Annotated in this window: 16 protein-coding genes and 1 tRNA gene; 13 read left to right on the top strand and 4 right to left on the bottom strand. The window is 70.7% G+C overall.

What is annotated here, in order from left to right; genetic code table 11:
• Positions 1–111 precede the first annotated feature (111 nt).
• Both ABZX96_RS10080 and ABZX96_RS10075 read left to right on the top strand, forming a co-directional pair.
• Positions 112–408, top strand: coding sequence for a type II toxin-antitoxin system VapB family antitoxin (locus tag ABZX96_RS10080; RefSeq protein WP_003986294.1), 297 nt, complete (start codon positions 112–114; stop codon positions 406–408).
• 312 nt (positions 409–720) lie between these two features.
• Complete coding sequence (locus tag ABZX96_RS10075; protein ID WP_355540836.1) at positions 721–1362, top strand: LytR C-terminal domain-containing protein; 642 nt, start codon at positions 721–723, stop codon at positions 1360–1362.
• Between the two features lie 275 nt (positions 1363–1637).
• Here ABZX96_RS10075 and upp read toward each other — a convergent pair whose 3' ends face one another.
• On the bottom strand, positions 1638–2273 hold the full coding sequence (gene upp / locus ABZX96_RS10070; protein ID WP_355540833.1) for a uracil phosphoribosyltransferase: 636 nt from the start codon (positions 2271–2273) through the stop codon (positions 1638–1640).
• A gap of 156 nt (positions 2274–2429) precedes the next feature.
• Between upp and ABZX96_RS10065 the strand changes: the two genes are divergently transcribed.
• The 4 genes from ABZX96_RS10065 (at position 2430) to ABZX96_RS10050 (ending at position 4661) form a co-directional block, all read left to right on the top strand.
• Positions 2430–2798, top strand: coding sequence for a hypothetical protein (locus ABZX96_RS10065; protein WP_355540964.1), 369 nt, complete (start codon positions 2430–2432; stop codon positions 2796–2798).
• A gap of 188 nt (positions 2799–2986) precedes the next feature.
• On the top strand, positions 2987–3553 hold the full coding sequence (locus ABZX96_RS10060; RefSeq protein WP_355540830.1) for a hypothetical protein: 567 nt from the start codon (positions 2987–2989) through the stop codon (positions 3551–3553).
• A gap of 317 nt (positions 3554–3870) precedes the next feature.
• Positions 3871–4392, top strand: a complete 522-nt coding sequence (tadA, locus tag ABZX96_RS10055) for a tRNA adenosine(34) deaminase TadA (RefSeq protein WP_355540827.1) — start codon at positions 3871–3873, stop codon at positions 4390–4392.
• A gap of 182 nt (positions 4393–4574) precedes the next feature.
• Positions 4575–4661, top strand: a tRNA-Ser gene (locus tag ABZX96_RS10050).
• 219 nt (positions 4662–4880) lie between these two features.
• On the opposite strand, the gene ABZX96_RS10045 is transcribed toward ABZX96_RS10050, so the two are convergent.
• Positions 4881–5696 carry an ImmA/IrrE family metallo-endopeptidase gene (locus ABZX96_RS10045; protein WP_355540824.1) on the bottom strand — a complete coding sequence of 272 codons (816 nt, stop codon included), beginning with the start codon at positions 5694–5696 and terminating at the stop codon, positions 4881–4883.
• Between the two features lie 350 nt (positions 5697–6046).
• On the opposite strand from ABZX96_RS10045, the gene ABZX96_RS10040 reads away from it, so the two are divergent.
• Positions 6047–6484, top strand: a complete 438-nt coding sequence (locus ABZX96_RS10040; RefSeq protein ID WP_355540821.1) for a hypothetical protein — start codon at positions 6047–6049, stop codon at positions 6482–6484.
• A 448-nt stretch (positions 6485–6932) separates the two neighbouring features.
• Entirely contained in the window at positions 6933–7856 is a 924-nt protein-coding gene (locus tag ABZX96_RS10035; protein WP_355540818.1) for a hypothetical protein, read from the top strand.
• A gap of 290 nt (positions 7857–8146) precedes the next feature.
• On the opposite strand, the gene ABZX96_RS10030 is transcribed toward ABZX96_RS10035, so the two are convergent.
• Positions 8147–9016, bottom strand: coding sequence for a helix-turn-helix transcriptional regulator (locus ABZX96_RS10030; RefSeq protein WP_355540815.1), 870 nt, complete (start codon positions 9014–9016; stop codon positions 8147–8149).
• Between the two features lie 77 nt (positions 9017–9093).
• On the opposite strand from ABZX96_RS10030, the gene ABZX96_RS10025 reads away from it, so the two are divergent.
• Positions 9094–9861: an SDR family oxidoreductase gene (locus ABZX96_RS10025; RefSeq protein ID WP_355540812.1), complete on the top strand. Its 768-nt coding sequence runs from the start codon at positions 9094–9096 to the stop codon at positions 9859–9861.
• 195 nt (positions 9862–10056) lie between these two features.
• Positions 10057–10266, top strand: a complete 210-nt coding sequence (locus tag ABZX96_RS10020) for a 4-oxalocrotonate tautomerase family protein (protein ID WP_030639585.1) — start codon at positions 10057–10059, stop codon at positions 10264–10266.
• Positions 10267–10742: 476 nt separating this feature from the next.
• Here ABZX96_RS10020 and ABZX96_RS10015 read toward each other — a convergent pair whose 3' ends face one another.
• Positions 10743–11372, bottom strand: coding sequence for an RICIN domain-containing protein (locus tag ABZX96_RS10015; RefSeq protein WP_355540809.1), 630 nt, complete (start codon positions 11370–11372; stop codon positions 10743–10745).
• A 560-nt stretch (positions 11373–11932) separates the two neighbouring features.
• On the opposite strand from ABZX96_RS10015, the gene ABZX96_RS10010 reads away from it, so the two are divergent.
• From ABZX96_RS10010 to ABZX96_RS10000, 3 genes are all read left to right on the top strand, one after another.
• The gene (locus ABZX96_RS10010) at positions 11933–12532 is read left to right on the top strand and encodes a hypothetical protein (RefSeq protein WP_355540806.1); all 600 of its coding nucleotides are present in this window, start codon (positions 11933–11935) and stop codon (positions 12530–12532) included.
• 272 nt (positions 12533–12804) lie between these two features.
• On the top strand, positions 12805–13212 hold the full coding sequence (locus tag ABZX96_RS10005; RefSeq protein WP_355540803.1) for an SH3 domain-containing protein: 408 nt from the start codon (positions 12805–12807) through the stop codon (positions 13210–13212).
• Positions 13213–13449: 237 nt separating this feature from the next.
• Complete coding sequence (locus ABZX96_RS10000) at positions 13450–14214, top strand: hypothetical protein (RefSeq protein WP_355540800.1); 765 nt, start codon at positions 13450–13452, stop codon at positions 14212–14214.
• Positions 14215–14489 lie beyond the last annotated feature (275 nt).

The raw sequence follows: 14489 nt of genomic DNA, 5'->3' as shown, positions 1-14489 counted from the left end.
GACCTCGTCGGCCCCGTTCCACCCCGCCCCTCCCCAAATGCCGCCATTTGTCACCTACGGACTCCTGTGGCATGGCTGCGCCCGGAGCCGCTCGCCCGGTAGGCTTTCCGTGTGATCTTCAAGCGCATCGGAAATGGGCGGCCGTACCCTGACCACGGCCGGGAGAGCACCCGCCAGTGGGCGGATGTCGCCCCTCGCCCGGTACGCCTTGACCAGTTGGTGACCACCAAGCAGCAGCTCGATCTGGAGACGCTGCTCGCGGAGGACTCGACGTTCTACGGCGACCTCTTCGCGCATGTCGTGAAGTGGCAGGGCGATCTCTACCTGGAGGATGGGCTGCACCGCGCCGTGCGTGCCGCGCTGCAACAGCGCCAGGTACTGCACGCCCGCGTCCTGGAACTGGGTTGACCGCTCCGGACACCCACGCACGCCGCGACCGGGGCGCACGCATGCCACCACCAGGTCGCACGCACGCCACGGCCGGGTCGCACGGACACCGCGACAGACACCACAGACAGCGCGGTGGGTCCCACAGGCGTCCCCCAATCCCCACAGGCATCACGCCCGGCCTCGCGCACACCCCACCCGGCACTGCGGCTGACGCGATGTCAGCCCTCGTGAAGCGGTACCAGCGCGCATATTGGCCCTTTTGGGTCGGGTCTCGCGCCACGCGTTGATCGTTTAGTAGGCATGGCCCCCAGCCCGCACTACGCTGCGGCCATGAGCATGCTGACGCCCCCGGGCATGGGCGGTAAGAAGTACCGCGTCACGGGCGACAGGTATCCGCGGCTGCGCCGTCCCCGCCACCGTCGGCGGATCGTCCTCGCGATCGTCGGCGCCGTCTGCGCGCTCGCCCTGGCCGGTTGGGGCACCCTTCAGCTCATCGACGTCTTCGACGGCAAGGAAAGCGCTCCCCGCGCGTCCCACAAGAAGGAGTGCCGCCAGGTCGCGGGCGGGAACGCCGCCCGCCCCGCCACCGTCCGGCCGCTGCCCCGGCCCGCCGACATCACCGTCAACGTCCTCAACGCCACGCCGCGCGGCGGTCTCGCCAAGGCGACGGCGGACGAGCTGCGCAAACGCGGTTTCAAGGTCGGCAAGGTGGGGAACGCCCCGGCCGCCCTCGACAAGAAGGTCAAGGGCACCGGCGTCCTGCTCGGCCCGGCGGCGGCCCGCGAGGGCGCGCTGAAGGTCCTGGGCACCCAGCTCGCGGGCGCCGAGCCCCGGACCGACGGCCATGCGGGCGCCGACATCGATCTGATCATCGGCGACACCTTCAAGGAACTGGTCAAGCGCCCGGACGCCGACAAGGCCCTGGCCGCCCTGAACCGCCCCGCGTCCCCCGCCCCCAGCCCGACGTGCTGAGCCCACTGCCGCGCCGTCGCTGAAGTTCCCGGGAAGCCTCGACGCTCCGAAAACACTCCGAAAAACGCTCCGAAAAACGCTTTGCAGAACGCTTCGAAGAGCGCTCGGAAGCAATCCCCGAGCCACCACGCCCCGGGGCCCTCAAAGACCGGCGTTCAGCGCTCCTCAGAGACCGGCGTTCACCCCGCCCCGCGTCGTCACCGAAGCCCCAGAAGGAGCTCAACGCCACAGAAGCCCCGGGACACCGCGTCCCGGGGCTCCTCGGAGGCCGACGCTCAGCCCGCCGTCCCGTACATCCGGTCGCCCGCGTCGCCCAGGCCGGGGACGATGTAGCGGGCCTCGTTCAGGCGCTCGTCCACGGAGGCGGTGACCACGGTCACCGGCGCCCCGCCGAGTTCGCGCTCCATGACGGCCACGCCCTCCGGCGCGGCGAGCAGGCAGATCACGGTCACGTCGTCCGCGCCCCGCCCGATCAGCTCGCGCACCGCCGCGACCAGCGTGCCGCCGGTGGCGAGCATCGGGTCGACGACGTAGACCTGCCGGCCGGAGAGGTCTTCCGGCATGCGCGTGGCGTACGTCTGGGCCTCGTACGTCTCTTCGTTGCGGACCATGCCCATGAAGCCGACCTCGGCGGTGGGCAGCAGCCGCACCATGCCGTCCAGCATGCCCAGACCGGCCCGCAGGATCGGGACGACCAGGGGGCGGGGGTGGGACAGGCGGACACCGGTGGTCGTCGTCACCGGGGTCTCGATGTCGACCTGCTCGGTGCGCACATCGCGGGTGGCCTCGTAGGCGAGCAGGGTCACCAGCTCGTCGGCGAGCCGCCGGAACGTGGGGGAGTCGGTGCGCTTGTCGCGCAGCGTAGTGAGTTTGTGCGCCACCAGCGGGTGGTCGACGACGTGAATCCGCATGACATCGACAGTAACCGAGCCCGGAACCCCCGGCTCCCGGCGGCGCCCTCCCGCCACGGTGGTATCAAAACAGCGGCCGGGGGAAGGTGATCCCTGACGCCCGGTCGGCCGAATCGGTGACGGGCGGTGACCCTCGGCCCGAGGCGGTGTGAAGCGGTGCCCGATCGGAACGACGCTAACAGCCCCGACGACCCGAACGGCCGGCCCGGCCGGAAGGCCCCCGGCCCCCCGAAGCCCCCCACCGGCCAGGACGGCCCCCGCACGCGGAAACGCCCCAACGCCCGTGGGACGACGGCCGACCGGAACACCGCGGACGACCGGGGCCCCACCCGGAAGCGGGCCGCCCCGGCCGACGCGGACGACGCCCCGAGCGGCGGCGAGAGCGACGCGGCCCGGCGCCGGCGACGCGCCCAGTTCCTCCGCGAGCTGAGCGAGGCCAAGGCGCTGCGCGACCGGGTGCAGCCGCGGCGGGCACGGGCCGCGCGTATGCGACAGGCCATGCGAATGCGGACGTTCCGCTGGTAGCGGACGTTCCGCTGGTAGCAGAAAGCCACTTCCGCCCCCTCCGTCACAACGGACATGAGCGACATCTCTCACAACGTCCGCACGACGCAGCGCCGAAGACCCCGCGCGAAGGCGTTGTTTCTGCCACGATTCCGATGGGCGGGGACCTACGGCGCCGCAACCGCCGTCCCGCCCGGCCCGGCACGCCTATGACCAGTGGGAGAGTCACGGTGTACTTCGCCGCACTGCTCGCGCGCACCGAAGACGGGTGGGAAGCGAGCGACACAGAGCTCGACGATGTGGAAACCCTGACCGATCTGGCCGATCTGGCCCGAGAGGCGGCGGTGGACGACGACACGGTGGTGGCGTTCATCGAGCAGGAAGGCACATGGTTCGGCGTCGTCCGCGTGGACGGCGAAGACGATCCGCGCATCTTCATCTCGAACGCCGCAGCCGCAGCCCGCAGCTCGTACGGTGCCATGCTGACCGACGAACTGCTCGGCCGCGACGAGGACGGCACGGACGACCTCGACACCCTCGACCTGGACGGCACGGAGGACGGCGAACCCACGGCGGCGGACGGAACCCCGCCCGGCTACCCAGCCGCGGCCGACACCGACACGCCGGCCGCCCCGCCCCACGGACCGCTCGGCGACGCCGGGCTCCTCGCCGACCTCGGGATCGACCAGAGGGAGCTGCTGTCCCTGGACAGCGACGCGCTGACCCAGATCGCCGAAGCCCTCGGATGCACGGAGGTCCTCGAAGCGGTGAGGTGACGCGCGTCCCGATGCGGGGGGCTCCTTCGGCACCGGGGCCGTCCTCGGCGCGACGGGCTTCCCGGCGGGCGCTGGGGCCGTCCCGACGCGACGGGCCTTCCCGGCGGGCGCCGGGGCCGCCCCGACACGGGGGAGACCTTCCCGGCAGGCACCGGGAGGCTGTCTCCCACACCGGGGGCCGTCTCCGACACCGGGAGGCTTCACCAGGGCCGGGAGACCTTCACCAGGACTGGGAGACCATCCCCGACGTAGGAAGGCCATCCCCGACGCAGGGAGATCGTCCCGGCACCGGAAACCCTTCCCCGACACTGGGAGGCATGACCGCCCCCCTCCCCCATCCTGATCCCGATCCCGACCCCCTCATCCCCCCTCCGGCGCCCGACCCGCTGCGCGATCCCTGGACCGCACCGATGCGGCGGGCGCTGGGAGAGGCCGCGCGCGCCCCCGAGACCGGTGACGTCCCGGTGGGCGCCGTCGTGCTGTCCGCGGACGGAACGGTCCTGGGCACCGGCCACAACGAACGGGAGGCCACCGGAGACCCCACCGCACACGCCGAGGTCCTGGCCCTGCGCGCCGCCGCCCGCACCACCGGCGAATGGCGCCTGACGGGCTGCACCCTCGTCGTCACCCTCGAACCCTGCACGATGTGCGCGGGCGCCATCGTCCTCTCCCGCGTGGACCGCGTCGTCTACGGCGCCTACGACGAGAAGGCCGGCGCCGTCGGCTCCCTCTGGGACGTCGTACGCGACCGGCGCCTCAACCACCGCCCGGAAGTGATCACCGGCGTCCTGGCCGAGGAGTGCGCGGAACTGCTGACGCGGTTCTTCCGGGGGCGGTGAGAGCGGGTGCGGGATCTGCGGCTCCCCCAGCCCCGACCTTCCCGCAAGCCGCAGCACCCCGGCTCTCCAAGAACATCCTGGCCGTCCGTCCGCCCTGCTCAAGACGATCACCCGCCCGCGCACCCCGCCCGCCGATCGAACCGATTTCGGCGCACGGCCCCCAGTGGGCTAAGCTCTGTCTCGGTAGCGTGTCCGAGCGGCCGAAGGAGCACGCCTCGAAAGCGTGTGAGGGGGCAACTCCTCCGTGGGTTCAAATCCCACCGCTACCGCTTCCAACACCCCTCCGATCTGCGGAAACGCGATCGGAGGGGTGTTTTGCGTGGTGCGCGCGCAGCTCGGCGGTGTCGCACGTGCAGCACGCGTGACCCGGCTGGACGCCGCGCCCCCCCGGGCACGCGGGGCATCGAACGGTCTCCTCGGTGGGATCCGGTCCCGCAGATCCCACCGGGACTTCCCGCCCGGCGGCCGTCCGCTACCGCCGCCAACCGCTAGAGCAGCCGCAACACCGGCCGGGTGTCCGGCATGCCCAGCAGTTCCCTGACCCGCGAGGGCTTCCAGGCCAGTTCGTGGGCCAGTTCTCGAATCGTGAGCCCTGTATCGGATGCGGCAAGTTCGAATGCCCGTCGCAGCATCACCGGCTGCTCGCCCGGATACCCCCGTACGGGCTCCGGCGCGAACCCGGGCTGCGTACTCAGTGCTCGCAGTCGCTGGTAGGCGCGGCTTATAGTCGCGTCGGACACAAGACCGAACTCGCGGTAGCGGTAGATCAAAGAACTCACCGACACCCCCCACGTCTGAGAGAGCACCGCAAGCCGCGAGAGATCTATGCGTTCAGGAAGCAACGGCCGCAGGGACTTCTGCGGTGTCAGGAACTCCGCGGCAAACGCGTCGGCCTCGCGCTCCTGCCTGCTGTCACCGGTGGAAGACGAGTGCAGCACCAGATGCCCCAGTTCATGCGCGGCGCTGAACCGGTACCGCAGCACGTCGTCGGCCCGGTTAGGGGTCAGCACCACCATGGGGCGCAGAAGCCCGGCGCTGGAGAACGCGTCCACCTTGGCGGCAGCGTGATCGGCCCCGGATGGGGCAACGACGACGAGCCCATGTGATTCCAACCGCCGGGCGAGGTGCTTGACCGGACCGTCACCCAAGTTCCAGAAGCGCCTCAGCTCACGAGCCGCGCCCACGGGGTCCGCCGGAAGATCCACTCCGGGGTGGACTTCCCCGCCGGTGAATCCGGGCAGGTTGACCAAGGGTAGTTGTACTCGCTTCTCCAGTGCGTGGGTCAATTCCCACAACTGCTCCACGAACCCGAGGGCCCGTTCCCGTTGGGCCCCGAGGTGGAGCGAAGAACACGAAAGTGCGCCATTGACACATCGAGCTTGCCCATCGGACGCCCGGCAAGGAAAAAGCTCGTCAGCTACGACAACCGACTACTCGATGCCGCTCGGGCAATTGGAAATCCTGTTACAATCCACAGGGCCAACCCTGGAGATCCATATCCGCCATCACCCAATGGAATCACTTGGAAAGAAGCCTTCCGGAAACGCATGAATTCCGGGCTCAACAGAGACGCCCAAGGCAATCCTGTACCTCCCACAGGGCTCACAGAACGTCCGCCACATACACATGTGTCAAAACGTAAGAGGAAGAGCGGATGCCAGAAAAAGAGTTGACCGCGATCGAGCACCTCTGGGAGCACTACCAGCTTCCGGAGCTCGACGGGCTGCACTTCCCTGACGGACGATCATATGAAGTCGCCCTCTGCTCCGATGCAGCGAGCGGGATTGCTATCGGGGAAGCATTCGACCTCGAAGAGGTACTGACGGAGGACCCGGATTGGGTGACTGACATCGGAAAGATCCGGTCGGCCCCCCTGCCGGATGGAGGTGCACTCTGGGCAGGCGAGGGAATATCTCACGGCTCATACGGATTCTGTGTGCGGCTGCACGCCGATGGTTCCTTGGCGTGGGTTCTCTTCTTTGAGGATTCCAACCCTTTCACCGAAATTCAGGCTTCGGCTAACTCCGCAGTATTCCTTTCCACTTCCGGAGTGTCGATCACTGTTGACATCAACGATCCGCTGCACTCCTGACCTTCGTGAGCTGCCTCATTTCTCGATCCAATAAGACGACAAAGGATCCAGCAATATCGAATCGGCATGATTTGTCCGGTTCTTAGGGAAACCCGCAGGTGATAAGCGTCATCCTGACGGGTTCAAATCCCACCGCTACCGCTTCCAACACCCCTCCGATCTGCGGAAACGCGATCGGAGGGGTGTTTTGCGTGGTGCGCGCGCAGCTCGGCGGTGTCGCACGTGCAGCACGCGTGACCCGGCTGGACGCCGCGCCCCCGGGCACGCGGGGCATCGCACGGTCTCCTCGGTGGGATCCGGTCCCGCAGATCCCACCGAGACTTCCCGCCCGGCGAACTGTCCGATACCGCCGCCAACCAACTGGGGAGCGCTTCGGCTCAGCGTCGTCGGCCGCGTAGTGGATCATGAGTGCCTGCCCGTATTCGCCCGAGTATGACCAGGACCTGTCGTGCCACCCATCCTGTTCCGCCCCGACGTCACCGCTTCCGATCGCGAGGCGGTGGAAGCCCTGCCGCCGGAGCGCGTTCCCCCGCACGGCGAGTCGGCTCCGCCGCGGCCCGACTGGGCGCCCCAGCCCTGGGGCCTGGGAGGGCGAGTGCTGGTCAATGGCACTCTCACCGTCTTCGTGGGTATCGGCACGGCTCTGATCGTGCTCGCGTGCTTGCTCTTTGTCTGGTGGCCGTGGTGGGCGGCGCTGATACCGGCTCTGGTGCTCGGTGGCTTCGGTGGTGCCTTCGTCCTCCCGGTCATCGAGAAGCTGCTCTTTCCTCGCCGTAACGAGCCGGCCAACGTACGGGATTACCGCAACTGGGAAACGGCGGTGCGCTTGTGCGACGCCTTCGTTGTCACCGATCGGCTCCGGGCGGACTTCCGGGATCTGGTCCGCCGGGCGGACGACAGCGTCCACGAGGTCCTGGCCTCGCAGGCGCATGCCCGAGGGCTGCTCGACACGGCACGTGACGCGACCGAGCTCCCGGAAAGGGTCTGGCGGATCGCCTTCGACCTGGCCGCGCTGCAGAAGCCCATGGATCTCCTGGCGGACGCGGAACGCGATGTGTCCAGCGCGGAAGGCCGTGCCGCGCTCCGGCAGCGCCGGAAGCCGCTGGGCGAGGCTCATCGCGGCCTCGTCGCACGCGTCGAGGTGCTGGAGGCCTACGCGCGACGGGTACGCGAAGTGGATACGGCGCTCGCCGAATCCGAGGCACTCGCTCGCTTGGGAGCCGACAACAGCGGCGTGGACGCGCTGAGCCGAATCGCCGGCAGCGCCGCCGCGTATCCGCGCGAAGCGGACGCCGGCCGCGACATGGACAGCCAGGCGGCTCTGAACGGAGCCCTGGAGGCCGCACGCGCGGCGGCGCGGGGGCTGGGCTGATCTCCGAGGGCGTATTCAGGGCCGCCCGGTGCGTCGGACAAATGCTGCGTCTACTGAGCGTGTTCCCCGCGCCCGGAGGCGGCGTCGCCACGTTGCGGCACACGCGATCCGGACGGGCGCTGTGTCCCTTGCGGACTCGGACCTTCGCACCGTCTCCTCCGTGGGATCGATCCGAGCCCGAAGATCTCGCAGGAGCCCCCGCCCGACAGCCGTCAGCCGTCAGCCGACAGTCGTCAGCCCAAAGGCACCCCAGGGTTCCGCCGGTGACCGGCACCGGGGCCGGGAGTCCGTCAGCGTGTCGGGCCGGTGACTTCCTGGGTGCCGAGGACGGCGAGCAGGTCGAGAAGGTCGGCGCTGTCGGTGCCGACCGCGGGGGTGAACCAGAGCAGCCGCTGCCGGCCGTCCTCGCTGAACAGGTTGAGGCAGTTGACCTCGATCAGGCCGAGGGTGGGGTGGAGGAGGCGTTTGCGGTCGTCGCGTCGGAATGCCACGTCGTGGTCGGCCCACAGGGCGGCGAATTCGGGTGAGGTGTCGAGCAGCTCGCTGATCATCGTGCGGGCTTCGGTGTCCTTGGCGTCCCGTCTGGCGGCGGCTGCCCGCAGGTCGGCGACGAAGGCCCGGGACTGGCCCGCGTGGTCGGCTTCGGGATACAGCCGCCGGGCCTCGGGGTCGGTGAACCACCGGTGGATGAAGCTGGCCCGGGCGCCCCGGAGGCCGGAGTGGTCCCCGAGCAGTGCCACCGCCAGTGGGTTCTGTACGAGGGTGACGTGCAGGTCGGTGATCACCTGTGCGGGTGTCGAGGTCAGGCGGGTGAGCAGGTCGAGCATGCCGGGGTGGACGTGCGAGGCGGGTCCGCCCTGCGCGGGCACCGGGCGGTCGGCCAGGCGGTAGAGGTAGTCGCGCTCGTCGGCGGTCAGGCGCAGGGCCCGCGCCAGCGCGGCGATCATCTGCTCGGAGGGCTGGGAGCCGGCGCCGCGTTCGAGTTCGTTGTAGTAGTCCACCGAGGCGCCGGCGAGCTGGGCGACCTCGTCGCGGCGCAGCCCCGGCACACGGCGGCGGGGCCCGTGGGGAAGCCCCACATCGGCCGGGCGGATGCGTGCCCGTCGCGAGCGGAGGAAGGCCCCCAGCTCGGTGTATCTCACAGAACCCATGCCCGCCATTCTGCGTTCGGCCGGGCCGCCGACACAGGGGATGGCGTCCCCTGGTTCCGTCGGCCGGTGCCGCGCATCGTGGGGACATGACCACCAACCACCCCACTTCCAGTCCTTCTCCGGCGGCCGGGCGGGTCGCCGTCGTGACCGGCGGATCACGCGGTATCGGCCGGGCGGTCTCCCTCAAGCTCGCCCAGGACGGGCTGGCCGTCGTGGTGAACTACGCCCGCGACGCGGCTGCCGCCGAGGAGACGGTGGCGGCGGTCACCGCCGTCGGCGGGCGGGCCGTCAGCGTGCGGGCAGACGTGGCGGACGAGCAGGCGGTCGCCGCCTTGTTCGACCAGGCGGAGCGCGAGTTCGGCGGCGTGGACGTCGTCGTGAACTGCGCCGGCCGACTCGCTCTGTCGCCGATCGCCGACCTCGACCTGGCGGTGCTCGACGCCGTGTACCGCACCAACATCCGCGGCACCTTCGCCGTCGCCCAGCAGGCCGCCCGGCGGCTGCGCTCCGGAGGCTCGTTCGTGGGGTTCTCGACCTCCGTGGTCGGCACCCGGTTCCCCGCCTACGGTGCGTACGCGGCGAGCAAGGCGGCCGTCGAGTCGCTCACGCTCATCCTCGCCCGCGAGCTGCGCGGGCGGGACATCACCGTGAACACCGTCGCCCCCGGCCCCACCGCCACGGACCTGTTCCTCGAAGGCAAGACGCCCGAGCAGATCGACCAGCTCGCGAAGACCCCGCCCCTGGAGCGCCTCGGCACCCCGGAAGACATCGCCCAGGTGGTCGCCTTCCTCGCCAGTCCGGCGGGGCACTGGGTGAACGGGCAGGTGCTGCGGGCCAACGGGGGGATGGTGTGAGGGAGTGAGGGAGTGAGGGCGCTTCCGGACGTCGTGGGGGTAGCGGCACGTCCGGCGGCTCCTCAACTCGGTCCCTGACTCGTCATCAGCCGACGAACGCCCTGCGGCCACGCATTCCCGACGCGCACTTCCGACCGCACTTCCGACCGCACTTACGCGTACGGAAGCGATCCACTCATCAAGGAGAAACAGCCCATGCCTTTCGCCCACTTCAAGGTTCCCGCGGGCACCGTCACGGCCGAGGACAAGAAGAAGATCGTCGAGCGCACCACCGACCTGTACGCGGAGATCTACGGCGAGCGGGCCCGCCCCACCACCGTCGTACTGATCGACGAGGTCGCCGACGGCGGCTGGGGCGTCGCCGGGAACGTCCTGACGGCCGCCATGCTCAACGGTGACGCCTGACCTCACCTCTGTCGGGGGACGGGGAACGCCCAGCATCCGAGCCGCCGGGGCACGTCTCACCGTGGCCGCGTCCGCGCGAGCCGAGGGCCGTCCCGTAGGGGGTGGGCATCCGGCGTGACGTGACCGGCCCCGGCGACCTGGCGTGCCCGTGTGCCGGTCGCATGGCTGCCATCGGTCCTGGCGTGCCGGCCGCATGGCTGCCATCGGTTGCGCGGCCTGGATCGCCGGCCGCCGTGAGCGCGCCACGCCCGCCTAGAAACCTGCCACGCCCGCCTTGAAACCTGCCGCTTTACGCGAACCGACCCGGCCTCTCGCCGCGCGACAAGCGACCGGGTCGCCGGGACGCCGGGACGCTCGGACGGGCCGAACGGGCGTGGCCGGGGTCGGGGCGCCTGGTGTGCGGGGCTCGTTCGCGCGGGAAAGGCCGGGTGGTGGGGCGCGTCTCAGGGGCGCGTCTCAGGGGCGCTCGGGGCGCTTCAGTCGTCGGTCCGGGTGGCGTTCCACCTGTTCGTGGAGCTGCGGCCCTGCAGCGTCAGCGGGGATTCGGTGACGCCCGTTTCCTTCGGGCCCACGACCAGGGAGTAGTTCTTCCAGGGGACGAGGTGGTAGGTCCCGTTGCCGGCCTTCCTGAAGAGCCAGTACTGGCCCTGGTTGCCCCTGCTGGGGTCGCAGGTCTTCTGCCGCAGTTCGGCGCCCATGACGGACTTGCCGACGGTCACGCACAGGGTGCCGTTGGTGTGGGAACGGATCTGATACACCGCCACGGCCTGGTCATTGATCGTCCACTTGCCGCGCGCCGACACCAGGTCCCAGGACCGCTCGCCGGTCGCGTTGCCTCCGTAGGCGGTGACGGGAGCGCCGTCCTCCTCGGACCACTCGTACGGGATCATGTTCTTGGTGGGGTCGCCGGCCAGGCTGAACTCGTAGGCGCCCTCGTCCGGTTCCGCGTAGTTCGGGTGCCGGGCCGTCTCGACCTGCTGGGCGTTGCCGCCGGGGTCCTCCTCGGCGATGGCCGGTGCGGCGGTGGCCGCCGACGCGGCCAACAGCGCGGTGGCTATCAGCACGCTGGTGCGGCGGGTCGCCCTGCGGGCGGTGCGGTGTTCCATGGCTCTGCTCCTGGGCTGGCACGGGGCCCGGCCTTTCCGGGCCTGTTCCCACGCTCCCTCCCGGACCGGCGGGGCGCTCGGACGCCAGGGCCATACAGGTGAGGTACCTGGTCAACGGCTCGTGGGAATCGGCGGGTTGGCGTGTGCCGTTGGCCGGGTTCCGGTAGGCGGGGCGCGTCGGGCGCCGGGCGGGCGACGAGGCGTTCGGGCGGTTCGGCGTACGGGTTTCGGTCCGCCCGCCCGTGCGCTCGTTGTCCGCCCGGCACCGTCCGCCTGGCACCGTTCGCTCGTCGTCCGCCCGTCCGTCCGCTCGCCGCCCGTCCGTCCGCTCATCGCCCGTCGGTCCGCTGGGCAGCGCGCCGCCGGTCCGGCCGCTCCCGCGTTCCGGCTGGTCAGGCGGTGGATTCGGCCCCATGCAGGGCGGATGACCGGGCCGTCACCGAGCGCACCGCTTCCCTCGCTTGGCGTAACGAGCCATGCGGGAGCCCCATCGCCTCCGCAGCGTGGAGATGGGTCGGCGTACCGGCCGATCCGTCTCAGCTCTCCTTGAGGAGGCAGCCATGCAGCACCGCATCACCCGGTCCCGGGGACGCCGCGCGGGCGTTCTCATCGCGGCGGCCGTCGCCGCCGCCACCGCGGCCACCGCCGCACCCGCCACCGCGGCCACGGGGGACCACCCTGGCTACGGAGCCCCGGAGGAAGGCCAGTACCAACTGGAACTCACCCACCACTCCGGGGTCATCCTGGCCGTGGACGGCTTCGGCACGACGAGTGGTTACGGCATCCAGTTCGACGGCGCGGTCGTGAACGACAAGGACCGGTACTGGAAGATACAAGAAGCGCCCAAGCCGAAGACCGTCGACGGCAAGGCGGTGCACGTCTACCAGATCAGTTCCGTGCCGAGCGACGACATGTGTGTGGTGCCCCAGACGGACAACACACACCTGTGGCAGAAGCCCTGCAACGCCAACTTCAAGAACACCTCGCAACTGTGGGCGTTCAAGAAGAGCCAGACCAGTCAGGGGAGCTACCGCATCGTGCCGATCGACGACCGGGGCCGGGTGATCGGCCCCGAGGTACCCTCCGCCACCGATACCTGGGCGACGCTGCAGGGCCCGGGGCGGCTGGCGGACATCACCCTCACCGCCCGCGAGAGCTGACTCCCGCCCCGGACGATCAAGCCTCCCGCCCGCGCCCTCCTGTCCGGGACGGGAGGCCGCCGCGTCCCCCGGCACACCGGGCCCGTCCGGCCAACCGCCATGACCGGCCCGGCCTCCCATGGACCACGCGTCACCGTCGCCCACCCCTGTGTCCCCGCCACCGCCGTTCATCCCCCTGTATGCCGGGTCGGCACGGTTTCCGCCCCGGCCTCGGCGGTGCCCGTCCTGGAGGAGCGCCCCCGAGGTGACGCGTACGACGAAAGGACAGAGCGATGTCCCCGAACACGAAGCGGCGCACCGGCGCCATAGGTGCCCTCTTGGCCACCGGTGCCGGTCTGGCGCTCGGGCTGATGCCCCAGACGGCCACCGCCGGACCCCTGCCCCGAGTGGCGTCCGGCGGCTGGCACCAGTCCAGCGGCAACCGGGTCGCCGCCGTCTCCGTCGCCGCCGGCGCCGAGCAGCGGCGAGGCGACACCTGCTATGCCGAGGGCCCGGATTCGTACTACGCCGGGCCGAGCACCGGCGATCTCCGTATCGGTCGTCTGAACCCTGGGGAAGGGGTGGAAGTGGGGAAGAGGCTGGAGCAGGAGGACGGGGAGTGGGCCCGGTTCCGGTTCCTGGACCGTGAGGGGGCCGGGTGGGTCCAGTCGGAGCATCTGTACTGCTCCGGCCATCACTGAGGGGGCAGGTGATCAACGCCCCTCCGCGCCACGGGAAGTGGCACGGAGGGGCGTGTCGCATGTCGTGTGCGTGATCCGTAGGGCGGCCCGGGCACACATGGGTTCTTCGTGCTCGTCGCCTGGTACGGCACTCCCCCCGCCGCCCTCCGTTCGGGACACTGGCGTTCGGGCGGGCGGCACGCTTCCCGGCGTGCTCCGCGGCCCGCTTCCGGTGCCCCGGGGAGGGGAGGCGGTCCCATGGCGGCGCGTCGCGGCACGTGGTGGGTGGCTCTCATGGCGGGGGTGGTCCTCGTTCCGTCGTTGGTGGTGGGGTGTTCGGACGACGGCGGCTCGCCGAGCGGGGGTGGCGCGTCCAGCGGTGGACGGGTGACCACACCGGGCGGCGGCCCGTCAGGGGCACCGGGCGGCGGCCCGCCAGGGGGACAGGCCGGATCGCCCGGCGGGCAGCGCCTGGACGACGCGTGGCAGACGGAGGCCCGGGACGCCGTCGGGGTGGTGGACCGTTTCTGGCGGACGAACTGGAACACGTACTTCACCGGCGTCTACCGGTCCCCGAGGGTGATCGGCACCTACACCCCGGGCACCCCGCGAGCCCCCGCGTGCGGCGGTCAGCCGGCGCTCGCGAACAACGCCTTCTACTGCTCCGCCGGTGACTTCATCGCGTGGGACGGCAAGCTGATGCGAGACGGGTATGCCAAAGGGGACTCATGGGTTTACCTGGTCATCGCCCATGAATGGGGGCACGCGGTGCAGCGCCGCGTCCTGGGGATCGAGGCACCCGCCCAGGAGCTCCAGGCGGACTGCCTGGCCGGGGCCACCCTCTTCGGGGCCCAGGACCTGCGGTTCGAACCGGGAGACACCGACGAACTGGGCGCGGCGCTGACCGAGCTCGCCGATGAGACGCCCTGGACCAACGCCCAGGACCACGGGAACGCCCAGCAACGCGTGTCGGCGTTCAGCGACGGCGGACGGAACGGCGTCCGCGCCTGCCTGCCCGCTTGAGGGGGCGGGAGGCGAGGGCGGGCGGACTCGGCTCGCGCGCGGCGCCGCCTGCCGGTGCGGTGCTGTGCGGTGCTGTGCGATGCGCCGTTGAACGCGGCGTTCGCGGGCATCAGTGCGCTCTGAGGATGCACGCGGTGCACTGAACGGCCGTACGGGCACGCCGGGTCGGGCGAGCATGGTGCTGCGAGCGGCGCTGCTCGTCGTCCGCGTGGCAAGGGGCTGGTCGCCGTCCGCGTACCGAAGATCCGGCGTCCGCACGCGCACGTACCGAACCG

It is taken from the genome of Streptomyces sp. NPDC003077 (assembly GCF_040611095.1).
In the GTDB taxonomy this organism is placed as follows: domain Bacteria; phylum Actinomycetota; class Actinomycetes; order Streptomycetales; family Streptomycetaceae; genus Streptomyces.
This window is presented reverse-complemented; position numbering and strand designations above follow the sequence as displayed.